20 protein-coding genes are annotated in these 16,926 nt (G+C 65.0%); 6 read left to right on the forward strand and 14 right to left on the reverse strand.

The window, feature by feature from the left end; all coding sequences use genetic code 11:
* The first annotated feature begins 41 nt into the window (after positions 1-41).
* Complete coding sequence (locus U1H99_RS10885; RefSeq protein WP_323142104.1) at positions 42-938, forward strand: NAD-dependent protein deacetylase; 897 nt, start codon at positions 42-44, stop codon at positions 936-938.
* A 33-nt stretch (positions 939-971) separates the two neighbouring features.
* Positions 972-2,012, forward strand: coding sequence for an alpha/beta fold hydrolase (locus U1H99_RS10890; protein ID WP_323141746.1), 1,041 nt, complete (start codon positions 972-974; stop codon positions 2,010-2,012).
* Here U1H99_RS10890 and U1H99_RS10895 read toward each other — a convergent pair whose 3' ends face one another.
* The 10 genes from U1H99_RS10895 to queE all read right to left on the reverse strand — a co-directional run bounded on the left by U1H99_RS10895 (position 2,013) and on the right by queE (position 10,665).
* On the reverse strand, positions 2,013-2,669 hold the full coding sequence (locus U1H99_RS10895) for an NUDIX hydrolase (RefSeq protein WP_323141747.1): 657 nt from the start codon (positions 2,667-2,669) through the stop codon (positions 2,013-2,015).
* Positions 2,670-2,676: 7 nt separating this feature from the next.
* A complete protein-coding gene (nadC, locus tag U1H99_RS10900; protein ID WP_323141748.1) occupies positions 2,677-3,552 on the reverse strand; it encodes a carboxylating nicotinate-nucleotide diphosphorylase in 876 nt (291 codons plus the stop codon).
* Positions 3,549-4,685, reverse strand: coding sequence for a quinolinate synthase NadA (nadA, locus tag U1H99_RS10905; RefSeq protein ID WP_323141749.1), 1,137 nt, complete (start codon positions 4,683-4,685; stop codon positions 3,549-3,551). Before nadA ends, nadC begins: the two co-directional genes overlap by 4 nt.
* Positions 4,686-4,802: 117 nt before the next feature.
* Positions 4,803-6,404, reverse strand: a complete 1,602-nt coding sequence (locus tag U1H99_RS10910) for an ABC-F family ATPase (RefSeq protein ID WP_323141750.1) — start codon at positions 6,402-6,404, stop codon at positions 4,803-4,805.
* A gap of 193 nt (positions 6,405-6,597) precedes the next feature.
* Positions 6,598-6,915 carry a hypothetical protein gene (locus U1H99_RS10915; RefSeq protein WP_323141751.1) on the reverse strand — a complete coding sequence of 106 codons (318 nt, stop codon included), beginning with the start codon at positions 6,913-6,915 and terminating at the stop codon, positions 6,598-6,600.
* Positions 6,916-6,977: 62 nt separating this feature from the next.
* A complete protein-coding gene (ldcA, locus tag U1H99_RS10920; RefSeq protein ID WP_375341597.1) occupies positions 6,978-7,910 on the reverse strand; it encodes a muramoyltetrapeptide carboxypeptidase in 933 nt (310 codons plus the stop codon).
* Complete coding sequence (locus U1H99_RS10925) at positions 7,907-8,833, reverse strand: alpha/beta fold hydrolase (RefSeq protein ID WP_323141752.1); 927 nt, start codon at positions 8,831-8,833, stop codon at positions 7,907-7,909. The genes ldcA and U1H99_RS10925 overlap by 4 nt, the downstream gene beginning before the upstream one ends.
* Before the next feature lie 116 nt (positions 8,834-8,949).
* Positions 8,950-9,450, reverse strand: coding sequence for a tRNA adenosine(34) deaminase TadA (tadA, locus tag U1H99_RS10930; RefSeq protein ID WP_323142106.1), 501 nt, complete (start codon positions 9,448-9,450; stop codon positions 8,950-8,952).
* Between the two features lie 108 nt (positions 9,451-9,558).
* Positions 9,559-10,005: a 6-carboxytetrahydropterin synthase QueD gene (gene queD / locus U1H99_RS10935; protein ID WP_323141753.1), complete on the reverse strand. Its 447-nt coding sequence runs from the start codon at positions 10,003-10,005 to the stop codon at positions 9,559-9,561.
* Between the two features lie 24 nt (positions 10,006-10,029).
* On the reverse strand, positions 10,030-10,665 hold the full coding sequence (queE, locus tag U1H99_RS10940) for a 7-carboxy-7-deazaguanine synthase (RefSeq protein ID WP_323141754.1): 636 nt from the start codon (positions 10,663-10,665) through the stop codon (positions 10,030-10,032).
* A 213-nt stretch (positions 10,666-10,878) separates the two neighbouring features.
* Here queE and U1H99_RS10945 point away from each other — a divergent pair, with 213 nt between their 5' ends.
* Both U1H99_RS10945 and U1H99_RS10950 read left to right on the forward strand, forming a co-directional pair.
* The gene (locus U1H99_RS10945) at positions 10,879-11,358 is read left to right on the forward strand and encodes a hypothetical protein (protein WP_323141755.1); all 480 of its coding nucleotides are present in this window, start codon (positions 10,879-10,881) and stop codon (positions 11,356-11,358) included.
* Positions 11,359-11,555: 197 nt separating this feature from the next.
* A complete protein-coding gene (locus U1H99_RS10950; RefSeq protein WP_323141756.1) occupies positions 11,556-12,527 on the forward strand; it encodes a sensor domain-containing diguanylate cyclase in 972 nt (323 codons plus the stop codon).
* A gap of 73 nt (positions 12,528-12,600) precedes the next feature.
* Here the strand turns inward: U1H99_RS10950 and U1H99_RS10955 are convergent, their stop codons facing one another.
* The 4 genes from U1H99_RS10955 to U1H99_RS10970 form a co-directional block, all read right to left on the reverse strand.
* Positions 12,601-14,316, reverse strand: coding sequence for a DUF2382 domain-containing protein (locus U1H99_RS10955; protein ID WP_323141757.1), 1,716 nt, complete (start codon positions 14,314-14,316; stop codon positions 12,601-12,603).
* A gap of 23 nt (positions 14,317-14,339) precedes the next feature.
* Positions 14,340-14,771, reverse strand: coding sequence for a YsnF/AvaK domain-containing protein (locus tag U1H99_RS10960; RefSeq protein ID WP_323141758.1), 432 nt, complete (start codon positions 14,769-14,771; stop codon positions 14,340-14,342).
* A 246-nt stretch (positions 14,772-15,017) separates the two neighbouring features.
* On the reverse strand, positions 15,018-15,278 hold the full coding sequence (locus tag U1H99_RS10965) for a hypothetical protein (protein WP_323141759.1): 261 nt from the start codon (positions 15,276-15,278) through the stop codon (positions 15,018-15,020).
* Positions 15,279-15,301: 23 nt separating this feature from the next.
* Positions 15,302-16,099, reverse strand: coding sequence for a DNA/RNA non-specific endonuclease (locus tag U1H99_RS10970; protein WP_323141760.1), 798 nt, complete (start codon positions 16,097-16,099; stop codon positions 15,302-15,304).
* Between the two features lie 175 nt (positions 16,100-16,274).
* On the opposite strand from U1H99_RS10970, the gene U1H99_RS10975 reads away from it, so the two are divergent.
* Positions 16,275-16,667 (forward strand): hypothetical protein, encoded by a 393-nt coding sequence (locus U1H99_RS10975; protein ID WP_323141761.1) that lies wholly within the window; start codon positions 16,275-16,277, stop codon positions 16,665-16,667.
* Complete coding sequence (locus tag U1H99_RS10980; RefSeq protein WP_141830034.1) at positions 16,668-16,925, forward strand: DUF5985 family protein; 258 nt, start codon at positions 16,668-16,670, stop codon at positions 16,923-16,925.
* Position 16,926 lies beyond the last annotated feature (1 nt).

Genomic DNA, 16,926 nt, shown 5'->3' on the forward strand with positions numbered 1-16,926 from the left:
GCGCCCAAAATGATACGATCACATGCGAAGGAGAACCTATGATGGCCGAAGCATTTAATACCCACGACCATGCGGCCAGGATCGCCGAATTCCTCGACCGCCATCCGCACGCCCTGGTCCTGACCGGGGCTGGACTCTCGACTGCCTCCGGCATCCCCGACTACCGCGACCGCGACGGCACCCGGCGCGGCAAGCCGCCGATCCACGGCCCGGATTTTCGCAAGTCCGAATTCGTGCAGCGCCGCTACTGGGCGCGCAGCATGATCGGCTGGCCGGTGCTGTCGCGCGCCCGGCCGAATGCCGGCCACGTCGCAATCGCCGGCTTGGAAGCCATCGGCCGCATCGGCTCGGTGCTGACCCAGAACGTCGACGGCTTGCACGGCCAGGCCGGCAGCCACGCCGTGCTCGAGCTGCACGGCAATATTCACACGGTGGTGTGCCTGGAGTGTGCGGCGCTGTTTCCGCGCGCCTTTATCCAGAAGCAACTGGAAGATGCCAACCCGCAGATGCTTGGCGCCAACGCGACCCCGCTGCCGGATGGCGACGCCTCGGTGGAACCGACCGAGCTGGCCGATTTCCGCCTGCCCTGGTGCACCTGCTGCGGCGGCACCCTGATGCCGAACGTGGTCTTTTTCGGCGACAACGTCCCGCCGGCACGTACGACCATCGCGCTGGCGCAGATGGAACGCGCGGACGCCTTACTGGTGGTCGGTTCCTCGCTGATGGTGTATTCGGGCTTCCGCTTCTGCCGCATGGCCCAGGCCAGCGGCAAGCCGATCGCCGCCATCAATCTCGGGCGCACCCGTGCCGATGACCTGCTCGATATCAAAATCGAAGACTCGAGCGAACGCGTATTGCCGCTGGCGCTGCAACTCCTGGGCGCCGGCCGGCGTCCAAGCGAGATGCCGTCGCTGCCGCTCGATGGCGGTCATTTATGAGCGTTCATCCGTGAGCGCGGTGAGGATGCGTCCATGAACAGCGATTTGCACACCTTCTTGCGCAAGCCCGGCAAGGCATACGGCGGCCTGCTGCTGGCAGGCATCGGCCTGGCGGCATCGTTCCTCTACGTGCGGGCCCATACCCGGCGCGCCGAAGCCGACAATCCGCCGCGCGGCCGCTTCATCGAGGTCGATGGCGTACGCCTGCATTACATCGAGCGCGGCAGCGGACCGACGCTGGTGCTGTTGCACGGCAATGGTGTGATGGCCAATGATTTCGAAAACAGTGGGCTGCTGGACAAGGCTGCTGCGCACTACCGCGTGATCGCCTTCGACCGTCCCGGCTTCGGCTACAGCGAGCGTCCGCGCAGCCGGGTGTGGACGCCGCAAGCGCAGGCGCGCCTGCTGCGCCATGCGCTGCAGGACATCGGCGTCGACTCCGCCATCGTGCTCGGCCATTCCTGGGGGACGCTGGTCGCGCTGTCGATGGCGCTCGAGGTGCCCGGCTTCGTGCGCGGCCTGGTGCTGCTGTCCGGCTATTACTATCCGAGCTGGCGCGCGGATGTGCCTCTGGTTTCGTGGCCGGCGCTGCCGCTGCTGGGCGACCTGATGCGCTACACGGTGTCGCCGCTGGCCGCGCGCATGCTGTGGCGGCCGCTTACCAAGACCGTGTTTTCGCCGCAGCCGGTCGATGCGCGCTTCCAGCGTACCCCCATCTGGATGCTGCTGAGGCCAAAGCAGTTGCGTGCCAGCGCCGCCGACAGTGCACTCATGATCCCGGCCGCCAAGGCGCTGGCCGGACGCTATGCGGAACTGAAGATGCCGGTGGCCGTGATCGCCGGCACCCACGACAAGGTGGTCGACTTCGGCCACAACGCGGAGCGGCTCGGCGAACGCCTGCCCCACGGCGAACTGCACTTGCAGCCCGGCGTCGGCCACATGACGCACTATGCCCATCCGGACAAGGTGCTGGCGGCGGTGGAATCGATTGCGGCCCAGGCCGGCGAAACCCGGTACCGGCGCGATCCGCAAGCGGAAGCGTTGGCCAGGGCTGCGGGCGAAGTCGGCGTCTAATTAGCGTGATGCGTCACGCGAAGTGTCGCGCGAAAGAGCGCGCAAAATACATGCGCTGACGGCGCGGATGATCGCAACATCGTTCGGATGCACGGCCACTTCCTGCAACCGCGCCGCCGGCACCAGGTGCACGGCCTGGCTCTCCCAGCCCATTTGCGCCGGATTGCCGCCGACACGACGCGCAAGGTAGTAGCGTGAATGGGTTTGGGTGCGGCTGACGTCGAGCAGATAAGCCTCCAGGCGCACCACCAGCCCCGATTCTTCGAACACTTCGCGCACGGCCGTGTATTGCAGGGTGCCGCCGGCGTTGAGCCGGCCCTTCGGAAAGGTCGCGCTGTAGCCGCCGAAGCCATTGCTCGGCGATACCAGCCAGACGCGGCCGTCATCCTCGACCACGACCGCCCCGGCGGCGGCCCGCATCCCCGGCGGCAGCACGAACGGCGGCTCGGCAATCGCCTCGGCGTCGGCCGGCAAGGTCAAGGGCTGTGCGGACACCGCGATGCCGTTCAGCACGGCCGGCATGTCGCCGCCCGGAATCACGGTCGCGATGCACGCCGGATCGGCCCAGGTCGCCGATGGCGTCGGCAGACTGGGTTGGCGGATGAGGACAGGCTTGCCGTTCTCATCCGGATGAGGGTGCCAGGCGCCGCTGCTCAAGCGATGCTCAGGCGATGATGCGCAGCGAATAATCGGTCGCCCGCACATCCTTGGTCAGGCTGCCGATCGAGATGCGGGCGACGCCGGTCTCGGCGATCGCGCGCACGGTCTGCATGTTGATGCCGCCGGAAGCTTCCAGGGAAGCGCGGCCGCCATTGATGCGCACCGCATCGCGCATCATGTCGAGGTCAAAATTATCCAGCAGGATCGAGACGGCGCCGGCCGCCAGCGCTTCTTCCAGCTCGGCGATCGACTCGACCTCGACCTGGATGGTGACGCCGGCATCCAGCGCCGTCGCCGCCTGCAGCGCCGCCGTGATGCCGCCCGCGGCCGCGATATGGTTTTCCTTGATCAGTATGCCGTCATACAACGCCATGCGCTGGTTGGCGCCACCGCCCACGCGCACCGCATACTTTTGCGCCTGGCGCAGGCCGGGCATGGTCTTGCGGGTGTCGAGGATTTGCGCACCGGTGCCCGCGACCACGTCGACGTAGGTGCGGGTGGCAGAGGCCACGCCCGACAGCAGCTGCAGGAAGTTCAGCGCCGAGCGCTCGGCGGTCAGCAGCGAGCGCGGCGAGCCTTCGATGGTGCAGACGGGCGAGTCGGCGGCCATGAGGTCGCCTTCGGCATAGTGCCAGTCGATCTCGATATCCTGGTCGATCGCCAGCATGATGCCTTCGAACCAGGGCGCGCCGCACAGCACGGCCTGCTCGCGCACGATCACGCGTGCCTTGGCGCGCGGCTGCTCGGGTACCAGCTTGCCGGTCAGGTCGCCGCTGCCAACGTCTTCCAGCAGCGCAGCCAGCAGGTTCTGTTCGAACGCGGCCTGCAGCTTTTCGTCGAACTTGCCTTCGTCGGCAAAGGGATTGCGAAGATTCGTCATGCCGGGCCGATCCCATTAAACAGTGCGGTTTCTTTTTCAAGCGCGCCGGTCGGCAGCGCTTTCGCCTTTTTCGCGGCCGCGAAATCGAGCATGCGGTCGATCGCGCGCTTGGCCTGGCGGCCGGTTTCCGGATCGACGAAGATTTCGTTATTGCCCTTCTCGAGCACGTCCGCCAGGTTCTGCAAGCCGTTCATCGCCATCCACGGGCAGTGCGCGCAGCTCTTGCAGGTGGCGCTGTTGCCGGCGGTCGGCGCTTCGATCAGGGTTTTGCCCGGCGCCGCCATGCGCATCTTGTGCAGGATGCCGTTGTCGGTGGCGACAATGAAATGGGTCGCATCCATGGTCTGGGCAGCGTTGATCAGCTGGGTGGTCGAACCGACCACGTCGGCCTGCTCGACCACGTTGCTCGGCGACTCCGGGTGCACCAGCACCTTCGCATCCGGGTATTCGGCGCGCAGCAGGTCGAGTTCGATGCCCTTGAACTCGTCGTGCACCAGGCAGGAACCCTGCCACAGCAGCATGTCGGCGCCGGTCTTTTTCTGGATGTAGGAACCGAGGTGGCGGTCCGGTGCCCACAGGATCTTCTTGCCTTCCTTGTGCAGGGCTTCGACGATGTCGAGCCCGATCGACGAGGTTACCATCCAGTCGGCGCGCGCCTTGACGGCGGCGCTGGTGTTGGCGTACACGACGACCGTGCGGTCCGGATGCTGGTCGCAGAAGGCCGCGAATTCATCGGCCGGGCAGCCCAGGTCGAGCGAACAGGTGGCATCCAGGTCCGGCATCAGGATGGTCTTTTCCGGGCTCAGGATCTTCGCGGTCTCGCCCATGAAGCGCACGCCGGCCACGACAAGGGTCTTGGCCGGGTGGTCGCGCCCGAAGCGCGCCATTTCCAGCGAGTCCGAGACGCAGCCGCCAGTTTCCTCGGCCAGGTCCTGCAGGTCGGCGTCCACGTAGTAGTGGGCGACCAGCACGGCTTCGCGTTCCTTCAGCAGCGTGCGGATGCGCTCCTTGAGGGCGTTCTTTTCGGCGATCTCGAGCGGGGACGGCGTGCGGGCCCAGGCCTCGGCGGTCGAGCAGACGCCGCCGACCGGGCGGTCGTATTCGAAGGTCTTGATGGGGGCAATGGTATTCATGGCGATGTCATCAAATTTAAATGGACGCGTGGACGGGAAACCCGTCCACCCTACCGTAACGCATGCGCTTTCGTAGGGTGGACGGCTCTGCCGTCCACGCGTTCAACCAACGGTAAATCAGTTCAGGCCTTGACTACGCAGATAATCCTCGTAATTGCCCTGGAAGTCCACCACCTGGTCTTCCTTTACCTCGAGGATGCGGGTTGCGAGCGAGGACACGAACTCGCGGTCGTGCGAGACGAAGATCAGGGTGCCGGCATATTTATCCAGCGCCACGTTCAGCGATTCGATCGATTCCATGTCCATGTGGTTGGTCGGCTCGTCGAGCATCAGCACGTTGTGGCGGCCCAGCATTAGCTTGCCGTACATCATGCGGCCCTTTTCACCGCCGGACAGCACGCGCACCGATTTCTTGACTTCGTCGCCGCCGAACAGCAGGCGGCCCAGGATCGAGCGCACCGCCTGGTCGTCGTCGCCTTCCTGGGTCCACTGGCCCATCCAGTCGGTCAGGTTGGCGTCAGTCGCGAATTCCTCGGTCGGATCCTGCGGCATGTAGCCCGGATTCGCATTCTCGGCCCACTTGATGCGGCCGGTGTCGGCGTCCAGGCCGGTGACTTCGTGGCCGCCGATCGAGCGCAGCAGCGTGGTCTTGCCCGCACCGTTGGCACCGATGATGGCGACGCGCTCGCCGGCCTCGACCATGATCGAGAAGTTCTTGAACAGGGTGCGGTCGTAGGACTTGCTCAGGCCTTCGGTCTCGACGGCCAGGCGGTGCAGCTTCTTCTCGCCTTCGAAGCGCACGAACGGATAGGCACGCGAGGACGGCTTGAATTCCTCGATCTTGATCTTGTCGATCTGCTTGGCGCGCGAAGTCGCCTGGCGGGCCTTCGACTTGTTGGCCGAGAAACGGCGCACGAATTCCTGGAGTTCCGCGACCTTTTCCTTGGCCTTGGCATTGTTCGCCAGCTGCTGGTTGCGGGCCTGGGTCGACGCTTCCATGTAGTCGTCGTAATTACCCGGGTACACCTTCAGGGTGCCGTAGTCCATGTCGGCGACGTGGGTGCAGACCGAGTTCAGGAAGTGGCGATCGTGCGAGATGATGATCATCGTCGAGTTGCGCTGGTTCAGCATGTCGCCGAGCCAGCTGATCGTGTGGATGTCCAGGTTGTTGGTCGGTTCGTCCAGCAGCAGGATGTCCGGATCCGAGAACAGGGCCTGGGCCAGCAGCACGCGCAGTTTCCAGCCCGGCGCCACGGCGCTCATCAGGCCCTGGTGCAGGTCGGTGCCGATACCCAGGCCGAGCAGCAGTTCGCCGGCGCGCGCTTCGGCCGAATAGCCGTCGTATTCCGCGACCTTGCCCTCGAGCTCGGCGGCCTTCATGTAGTCGTCGTCGGTGGCTTCCGGATTGGCATAGATGGCGTCACGCTGGGCGATCGCGTCCCACAGCTCGGTGTGGCCCATCATCACCACGTCCAGCACGCGCACGTCTTCGTAGGCGAACTGGTCCTGGCGCAGCTTGCCGAGGCGTTCGCCCGGGTCGAGCGACACGTTGCCGGCGGACGGGTCGAGGTCGCCGCCGAGGATCTTCATGAAGGTCGACTTGCCGCAACCGTTGGCGCCGATCAGGCCATAGCGGTTGCCGTCGCCGAATTTGACGGAGATGTTCTCGAACAGCGGCTTGGCGCCGAACTGCATCGTAATATTGGCTGTACTGAGCACTGGGAAAACCTTCCTGCAGGGTTGATTGCGGTGGCGTACGTGCGTGATTCGCATGATATCGCCTGATTAACCGCACATTTTACCATCGCCCTTTCGGCCGGGGTAGCCTACTCATGCCGGCGGCGATACAGATATCACCGGTAGCCTACTCAAGCAGGAGGATGGGTCAACTGGAGCTATTAGTCAGCGAGTGCTAGGAGTGAGAAGCATATATGAGGAAGGGAAGAACCAACGCCAACCCGACCATGGCTCTTCCGATGAATGCCGGTGTTGTCTCTAAGCCGGGTTCGAGAAGGCTCATTCGCCACGAGAAAATTGCGGCAGGCAACGAGACCAGAAGAATGAACAAATAAGCGACTGCGCCTGTGCCGATGAAAATGACAGCTTCTCCGTAACTGCTTCTTGTCAACCGATTTAAGAGAGGCCTCAACATGGTCATTATCATGACCATAGAACCGATTCCAAAGTACATCAAGCGCGTGGCGGTTCTATATGTCTTTTCTTTCGACATGGCACCCTCCAACTCGATAGCATTCCAATGCCAATTGATTAGACACGCGCCTTTGTCTTGTATCAGCCACGTTTTATTGTCGGGTAGTCGGATAAGGTCAGCGTCCAGCCGGATTCGCTCGAGACCAGCCTGCCCTGGGCGCCGAATGGAATCGTTACCCGGCGCGGGATGTGGCCGAACGCCAGCCCGGTCAGCACCGGGCACGGCAGGGTCTGGCGCAGGTAGGCCAGCATCTGCGCGAAATCGTAGCCATTGTCGCCCGGCGACAGGCGGTAGCCGGAAAAGTCGCCCAGCACGATCGCCCGCTGGCGCTGCAGCACGCCGGCGTGCATCAGCTGCAGCAGCATGCGTTCGATGCGGTAAGGGTGTTCGGCGATGTCTTCCAGGAACAGGATGCCGCCGTCGACCGGCGGGAAGTATTCGGTACCGGCGACCGACATGATCATCGCCAGGTTACCGCCCCAAACGGTGCCGCTCGTATCCAGCACCGGGTTGCCGGCGGCCGTGCCGGAGACGAGGTGGGTCGGGCCGGCCAGGCAGTGCCAGAAGTCGTCCAGCGTGAAGTCGACCGGCTCGGCGGCGCCGAAATCGCCGGCGAACATCGGTCCGGCATAGCTGAGCGCCCGCGTCTTGGCATACAAGCCCATTTGGAAAGCGGTGACGTCGGAGTAGCCGACGAATATCTTGCCGCTGGCCGCCATGCGCTCGAAGTCGATCTGCGGCAGCAGGCGGCTCATCCCGTACTGGCCGCGGATCGCCATCACAACCTGCACGTCGGGATCGTCGGCGGCGGCGTTCAGCTGGGCCAGGCGGCCGGCGTCGCTGGCGCCGAAGCGCAGGTGACGGGCGTCGTGGTCGTAATAGTTGTGGACCAGGATGCCCTGGGCTTCCAGGCGGGCGATGCCTCGGCCGATTGCCTCCGGCTCGGGCGCGTAGCCGCCCGGTGCCACAAGCGCAATCCCGAGCTTTTGATGCGCGATTTGTTGAAGGGTCACTGTTTGACGAAAAGCCGCGGTGTTGAGTCGGGTGCCATCTTACCGTGGGCATGGGCGTCGATCAAGGCGAGCAGGCGTTCCATTAGCTGGATGGGCAAGTCGTGGCCCATCCCTTCGATCACTTCGAGGCGGGCGCCGGGGATGGCGCGCGCGGTGTCGACGCCGCAGGCCAGCGGGACCAGTGGATCAGCGGCGCCGTGGATGACCAGCGCCGGCGCCACCACGGTGCGTAATTGCGGCGTACGGTCGCCGCAGGCCGTCACGGCCAGCATCTGGCGCGCCACTCCGCCGGGACAGCAGTTGCGGCGCAAGGCGCGCGCGACGCGCCGCCGCAGGTGCTTCTCGGCGGTCGGGTACGCCGGGCTCGACAGCGCGCGCAGCAGCTGGACGCCGTGTTCGATCATGGCATCGACGTCGCCATCGGCGCCGGGACGGCGCACCAGCGCCCGCCGCACGGCGGGCGTCGGGCCCGGCAAGCCGCGCCGGCCGCTGCTCGACATGATCGAAGTCAGGCTCAGTACCCGCGACGGGAACTTGGCCGCCATCAGCTGGGCGATCATCCCGCCCATCGACACGCCGACCACGTGGGCGCGCGCCACGCCGAGCGCCGACAGCACGCCGATGGCGTCGTCGGCCATGTCTTCGAGGCTATAGGGCGCGCGCAGCGGCAGGCGCAGCTTGGTACGCAGCCAGGCCAGTGCCAGGCTCGGTGTGCCGGCATGCTCGAACTTGGTGGACAGGCCGCAGTCGCGGTTATCGAAGCGGATGACGTAGAAGCCGAGGTCGGCGAGGCCGTCGACGAATTCGTCGGGCCAGGCGCTGAGCTGCAGTCCCAGCCCGTTGATCAAGAGGAGTGGGACGGATTTCGGATCGCCCGCGGTATCGAAGGCGATGCGGATGCCGTTGGCATTCAGACTGGGCATATCGGCTGGATTCAGGAAGGCTCGGCGGCCGCACCATGCGACTCGAAATCCAGCATAGCATTTTTACCAGCTTATGGGCGCAAGCCGGCGACCAATCGGATGCGGGCCGGCCGGCCTCAGGCGCCGCTGCCCTCGATGGCGGACGTGACCGCGGCGGCGTCGGGCGCTGCGGCCGGCGCGCGCCGGGCGGCGCGGCGTTCGGCAAAGAAGCCGCGCAGCATGGCGGCGGCCTCGTCGGCCAGTACCCCGCCGTCGACCCTGGTGTGGTGGTTCAGTTCCTCGAGCGCGAACAGGTCCAGCACCGAGCCGCAGACACCGGTCTTGGGGTCGCCGGCGGCGTACACCACGCGTGCCAGGCGCGCATGCATCATGGCGCCCGAGCACATCGCGCACGGCTCCAGCGTGACGTACAGTTCGCAGCCCGGCAGGCGGTAGTTGCCGAGCTTGTCGGCGGCGGCGCGCAGGGCCATGATCTCGGCATGGGCGGTCGGATCGTGGCGGCCGATCGGCTGGTTGTAGCCGGTGGCGATCACCTCGCCGTCCTTGACCACGACGGCGCCGACCGGCACCTCGCCTTCCCGCCAGGCCTTGCGCGCCTCGGCCAGGGCCAGGCCCATGTAGCGGGCGTCGGCCGGATCGACCGCGCACGGGGCGGCCGCGTCGGCGTCGGCGTCGGCGTCGGCAGGCAGGATGTTGGTGGCAGGCAGCGCGGTGTCAGGCATGGCTCAACCCTCGGTGATTTCGGCCCAGCAGTTCGGGGTCTCGTGCAGGACCAGCTTCTGCAGGCGCAGGCCGGTGCCGTAGCGATCGGCGTAGGCGGCTTTCAGGATGTTCCAGGCCACCTGGGCCAGGTTTTCCACGGTCGGGATACGGTCGATCACCACCGTCTTGTGACCCGGCAGCGACTGCAGGAAGCCGTGCACCGCCTCATCCTTTTCGTACACCAGGAAGGCATGGTCCCACACGTCGACCAGGTGCTCTTTCGCCAGGGCCTTGATGTCGGAAAAGTCCATGATCATGCCATTGTCGGAATTGCCTTCGACATCGATGACGGCGCCGGTCAGCGTGATCTCCAGGGTATAGCGGTGGCCGTGCAGGTTGCGGCACTGGCTCTTGTGGTCGGGAATGCGGTGGCCGGCATCGAATTCGAGTTTGCGGGTAATCGTGAGCATGTAGGGGTCGGGTCCGTGTTGCGGTCAGGGGATTTGCAGGAGTTTGTGGGTCTGGATGCTGAGCTTCCACTTGGGATTGCGGCGGCAGGTCTCGATTGCCAGCTTGGTGTTGAAGGCCGCCAGCGGGCCATCCATCGGCTGGACGTAGAAGTTGTCGAAATCGAGGCCTTCGTAGGCGGCCAGGTCCTGGCCCGCCTGCGGGATCACGACCTTGATCTCGTTGCCCTTGCCGACCACCAGCTTGCTGCCCATCTTCGGGCTGACGCAGATCCAGTCGACGCCATCCGGTACCGGCAGCGTGCCGTTGGTCTCGATGGCGATCGTGAAGCCGCGCGCGTGCATGGCTTCGATCAGGGCCGGATCCAGCTGCAGCAGCGGCTCGCCGCCGGTGAACACGACGTATTTGCTGGCCGCATAGGTGGCGGGCCACAGGCCGTCGATCTCGGCAGCCAGGGTGGCGGCATCCTTGAACTTGCCGCCGCGCTCGCCGTCGGTGCCGACGAAATCGGTGTCGCAGAACTGGCAGATCGAGGTCGCACGGTCGCTTTCGCGGCCGGTCCACAGGTTGCAGCCGGAAAAACGGCAGAACACGGCCGGACGCCCGGCATGGGCGCCTTCGCCCTGCAGGGTATAGAAAATCTCTTTGATGCTGTAAGTCACAGTAAGTTTCGCTCAGGCTTCTCGTCAACCTTCCATTATAGCGTGTGCAGCCGCGCCTGCAGAAGACCCGCCGATTTCGACTACGACGGTCGGCCGAACAAGGCCTACGCATGACTGTTGAGAATAGGCAACATATTTCGCAAAGGAAAATCGTAATCTCTATACGGAATCGTCCTAACGCATTCGTCCTAAACCTTGGTCGAAAGGTCCACCATGAAGACACTCAAGCACCCCACGCTGCACGCTGCCCTCGGTGTCCTGGTCCTGTTCGCCATGTGGCAGGCAGTCATGCTCGGCGCCGGTTGGGAAGCCGGCTCGGGCGTGCTGCACGCCAGTGTGCTGCTGCTGGTGGCGGTCACGGCCATGATTGGCACCTTGTACCGACGCGTGCGCAGCGAAGACAGTGCGGTGCGTGTCGAAGCCGACCAGTGCCGCGCCCGCAGCGCGCGCAGCCGTGCCGATGCCGCGCTGCTCGAGGCCGACCAGTTGCTGGCCCGTGTCAGCGGCCAGGGCGGTATCGGCTTGCGCCACGATCCGGTCGGCCAGCTGGGGCTGGTCCAGGCCGAGCTGATGCAGATGCAGAACGGCGCGGCCGACCCTGCGGCAGCAGCGCGCATCGAAATGCTGCGCACGCGCCTGGAACTGGTCGCGAAGGCGGTACGGCAGACCGCGCGCACCGCTGAGGCAGGCTGAGCGAGCTGCCCCGCGGTCCTGCCCGCCCTGTCCGGCGCCAGCAACGGCGCTGGAGCATCGCCCATTGCGTTTGTCCCCTATTGTTCTAGATCAATAGGGCGCTATCTGCCGTGAAGCAAAATCGGTTCTTGTCAGCAACACTCCAACCGACAGACCGAGGACGGCACATGACAAGTACCACGACCTTGCAGCGGCTCATGGATACCACGAGCACCAATCCGGATCGGGCCTTCGCCCACCAGTTGATGGAAATGCTGGCGATCCCTGTGTTCGTGCTCGATGCGACGTCGCGCGTCATGATCTGGAACCGGGCCTGCGAACGCCTGACCGGCGTGCCATCAAGCGAAGTCATCGGCACCCGCGAGCACTGGCGCAGCTTTTTCGACCAGCAACGGCCGACGCTGGCCGACCAGCTGATCCAGGAGCGCGGCGGCGACGTCGCCCAGCTGCATCTACGCCCGGGTTCGATCCATGCGTCGGGCGCGCACCTGTCGGCCGAAAGCTGGTGCGACATGCCGCGCATCGGCAAGCGCCGCTACCTGGCCGCCGATGCCAGCCCGATCTTCGACGAGCGCGGCAAGCTGAGCGCGGTGGTCCAGACCCTGCGCGACCTGACCGAGGAAAAGCAGGCCCAGCTCGCCCTCGAGCAGCTGGCCACGCGCGACGGCCTGACCGGCCTGGCCAACCGCCGCTGTTTCGACGAAACCCTGCATGCGGAGTGGGCGCGCGCGCTGCGCCAGCGCCAGCCGCTATCGCTGCTGATGGTCGACGTCGACAACTTCAAGGCCTACAACGACGCCAACGGCCACCTCGGCGGCGACGAGTGCCTGAAGCGTATCGCCACCGCCGTCTCGAGCGAGATGCGCGCCAACGACCTGGTGGCGCGCTACGGCGGCGAGGAATTCGCGGTGATCCTGCCGAACCAGTCGCTGAAGGGCGCAGCCGTGGTGGCGGAGCGCATCCGCACCCGGGTCGAGCAGCTGCAGGTGCCCAACCGGATGGCGCCGGGCGAACACGTGACGGTATCGATCGGGGCGGCGACCGCCCTCGCCTCGCCCGAGAACAGCGCCAGCGACCTGGTCGCGATCGCGGACACCGCCCTGTACCGTGCCAAGCACATGGGACGCAACCGGATCAGCCTGCCGGTGGCGCCGGAGCCGCCACAATAAGCAGAAACGAGCAAAAAAACGCCGGCGGGTGCCGGCGTTCTGCATTTCCTGCCGCTTACGCGGCTGATAGGGCTCAGGAAGTCATCTTGTTCCAGCCGTGGCGCACCGCGGCCTTCATCTTGTCCCAGGTCGAGACGCCGCTGGTGCCCGGATAGCGGCTGTCCCAGTCGGTGCGCAGGTCGGATTCGACGTCGTCCCAGTTGCGGCCCTGGTATTTCGGGTTGCGGCGCGCTTCGGTGCCGTAGCCGTAGGCCGGTGCCAGCGAGTCGTAGGTGTCGCCGCTGGTGGCGTACTGGGTGCTGTAGTGGTTGCGATAGTAGGAATCGTCATCGTCCATGTCCGGGGTGATCTTGTCCCAGCCATGGCGCACCGCGGCCTTGAATTTCTCCCAGGTCGACGGGCCGCCGGCATTGCGCGATTCCCAGTTGCTGCGCAGGTCGGATTCGACGTCGCTCCAGTCACGGTCCTTGTACTGCGAGCTGCTGCGCATTTCGTTGCCGTAGCGGTAGGCCGGCGCATAGTCGTCGTAGCTGCCGCCCAGGCTGGAATAATTGCTGTCCCAGTCCTTGCGCCAAGCGTCGTCGCTGCCCAGGCCGCTGGCACGCGAGGCGCCCATGGTGGTATCGCCGGCCAGGTTTTCGACCTGCACCTCGGTGTGGCGCACGGTGTCGTGGATCTGTTCCTGGCGCTGCGAGACTTCCTTGCCGACCAGGACTTCCTCGACCACGCGGGCCGATTTCTGCACCACGGCTTCCTCGGCGGTTTCGCGCAGCTCGATCGATTGCTCCTTGAAGGCGGCGTCGGCGCTGCTGATCGGCTGGTCGACCGGGCGGCGCTCGACGTTCACGTGCTCTTCACGCAGGCCGATGGTCTGGTCGACCGGGGTTTCGACGACGCGCGAGAAAACGCGCACGCCGCCGCGCTGGACTTCGCGCTTGCCGACTTTCAGTTCTTCCTGCACCACCGGGATGGCGCGGGAGGTGCTGTCCGACGACTGCGACAGGTCGCGCTGCATCGACTGGCCACTGGTGATGGCGGTGCCGCCCAGCGAGGCGTCGTTCGAGCCTTGCAGCGATGCGGTGCCCTGCAGCGAGCCGGGCGACGAACGCAGCTGGTCAGCGTCGCGGCCGATGCCGTCGTCAAGGTCGCCCGATTGCAGCGAGCGGCCCTGGGTTTCCTGGAAGGTGGAGGTGTCGCGCGGGACGTTGTCGCCGGTGTTCTGGGTGCCGAAGTACAGGTTGTTGTCCTGCGAACCCTGCAGCGAGCCCGGCTCGGTGCCCGGCGGCAGTGCCGATTGCTGCGACAGCGATTGCGAACCGGATTGCATCGAGGCGCCGGCCATCGAGCTGGAACCGAGCGAGGACGACTGCGGCTGGTAGGCACCGGCGCCCAGGCTGGCGGCGCTGCCGGTCAGGTCATGGCGTTCGTCGATGTCGACCGGGCCGAAGCGTTCGATGACGTCGGCGGCGCGCTCGACTTCCGGCTCGGACTGGGTGGTCAGCGTGAGCACGTGGTGGCCACGGGTGACCGCGTCCGAATAGCGCGACGCGTTGGTGTCGCTGTCGGAACCGAACAGGCCGGTGAAGAAATGCTTGATCGAAGCGCCGATGCCTTCCTCGTGGGTCTGGTCGATGCCCGGCACGTCGCCGCTCAGGCTGCTGGTCTGGCCGGTCGGGTCGGCGCTCGAGACATTCACGTCGGTGCGCGAGAAGCCGGATGCCAACAGTTCGTCCATGGCGCTCTGGGCGTCGCTACGGTTGTCGAAAACCGCTACAAGAGTATGTTGCATGATGGTTCCTCCGATGATAGGTATCACGTTGATGGTTTGTCGCCGTGCTCGTCGAAGCGCTCCACGCTGATCTGCTCCGATTTGAGCAGGACAGTTTCAGCGTGGTGCTCCTCGCGCCGGTGCCTGGTGATGCGCAGCTCTTCCTTGATGCGCAGGCGGCGTTCGACCACCAGCACTTCCTCGAGGATGGGCACCACCAGCGTGTCGCCTTCGTAACGGGTGGCAGGCGCCTGGTCCAGCGGAACGATACGGTCCACCGGGACATGGCTGACTTCCACGTCGTCGCGCAACAGGCGTTCGTCGATCCGGACAGGGTGCTCGGCGACAGTCTTGTGGATGCGCACGCCGCGGCCAGTGTCGACAGCGTGCTTCTCGACCCATGCCTCCTCCTGGTAGACGGGAACCACGATCGGTTCCTGCTTTTCCTGGTTGAGTTGCGATGGATCAATGGTCACGATTCGGCTCCTGGTCACGGCGTTGGAGCAATTGAGATTACTCCAAAGCGGCCCGTCAGCGCACACCCTAGACGCGCGGAAATAATCAATACGGATCAGCCCTCAAAGCTGGGTTCGGAGAAATAAAAAACGGGCTGAAAAGCCCGTGAAATCAAGGTTTTAGTTAGCGCGCGCACGGATGGGTCCATGGGCGCCGTGGCAGAGCGGACTCAAGCGGCTTGCGCTCTGCCATTGCGTGCGCCGTGCTCAGCCGAACGGGTTGGCTACCGTCTTGACTTCCGGCGGCGGCAGATGGTCGGGCAAGTCCTTCGCTTCCAGGCTGGCCACCACTTTGCCCAGCAGGTCGTGCAGCAGGCGCGCCTGTTCCAGGCCAGCCTTGTCGGCAGTCAGGTCGAGGTCGCCGGACACGGTGATGCGGTCGAGCCGGTTCTCGAGCGCGAGGCGGCCGATCTCGACGACGTCGGCTTCATTGTCGAAAGGAGCAAATTTGGGGTTCTTGGCAGTCATGGGATCCTCTACAGGTACAGTGATCAGTCGCGGTCGCGCTTGCGCTTGCCGCCGTTGTCGCGGATTTTCGGCAGGCGCAGCATGCGTTCCTTGTCGCGCTCGGCGAGTGCCGGCAGCAGGTTGATGCCGATGATGCGTTCCAGTTCCGTGATCGGTATCACGTTCGGCTTGGCATCCGCCTGGTTTTCGATGAACCATGCGGCACCGGCTTTCTGGCGCGGACTGTACACGACTTTGTACAGGTGCGACGGCACCAGCACCTTGCCGACCTGGCGCAGGTTGGTCCCCAGGAAGGCCGGGCCGGTGATCACGTACAGGTCGCCCTCCTGCTTCGCCATCTTGCGCACCGCGCCCTCGATCGCGGCCCATACGTAGCGGTTGTTCTCGCCGTCCTGGGGCACGATGTTGGCCAGGCTGAAGCTGTCGCGCTGGCTGCTGCGGTCCGGCATGTCGCCATTGGGCGCCATGTGGCCGCGGTCGAAGCCGCTGCGGGCGTAATCGGCCAGTTCGGCGCGCTGGGCCGGCGGCAGCCGCGGCTCGGCGTGGAAGGAATTCTCGCGCGACAGGTCCTGGGCCGCCTCGACGTTGTCGGCGCGCAGGTGCTCGGCCGACCACAGCGGGGTACGGGTCACGCCCGAATGCATGACCCCGAACACGTTGAAGCACAGCGGGCGGGTCTGCTGGGCCAACCGGGGATTGGTGATCTGGGGTGCGCGTCCGCCGACGTAGTGCACCGGGCAGGAGGCATCCTGGGCCTGGACCGCTGTTGCGGCCAGCAATCCGGCCATCAATACGGCGCGGACAATTAACTTCTGAAACATATTCACTCGATAAGATCAAACGACCTGCCATTGTATATGACCCTTCCTTGCGTTACCGCATGAGGCTGTTCAGATATACAGTGCGCACGCTTGAAATCCACTCGCCATTTCCAGGCCGAATACTATAAAATTCTCATTTCTAAAAGTTAAATAGATTTGAGCAAATAGATTGGCAGTGGACAAGCCATCCATTCCCGAGGACATCCGGCGCTTCGTGCTGACCAGTATTCCCACCGTTCCCTTCCTGGAAGCCCTGCTGCTGATGCATGCCGACCCGGCGCGCCAGTGGCGCAAGGACACGCTCGCCCAGCGCCTCTACGTGCGCGAAAAGACGGCGGACGGATTGCTGGCCGACCTGTGCGCGGCCGGGATGGCGGCGCCCTGCCCGCCGCCTCACACCGATTCCTATCGCTATGCACCGGACGGCGCCGCGCTGCGCACCCGCATCGACCGCCTGGCCGACCTGTATGCGACCCATCTGGTCGAAGTCACCCTGCTCATCCACTCTTCCCTCGATCGCAAGGCGCAACAGTTCGCCAACGCCTTCAAATGGCGAAAGGACTCCTAAGTGGCGGTTACCATCTACGTGCTGTGCACGCTCACTTCGCTGGCCTGCGCCTGGCTGCTGCTGGCCGCCTACCGCCGCACCCGCCACCGCCTGCTGTTCTGGAGCGGTGCCTCGTTCGTGGCGATGACCATCAACAATGTATTCCTGGTGCTCGACAAGATCGTCTTCCCCGACGTCTACCTGCTGCCGGTACGCCAGGGCGCGGCCCTCATCGCCATGCTGTTGCTGCTGTACGGCTTGATCTACGAAAAGGAGTGAC

It is taken from the genome of Massilia phyllosphaerae (assembly GCF_034659755.1).
Lineage (GTDB): Bacteria > Pseudomonadota > Gammaproteobacteria > Burkholderiales > Burkholderiaceae_D > Telluria > Telluria phyllosphaerae.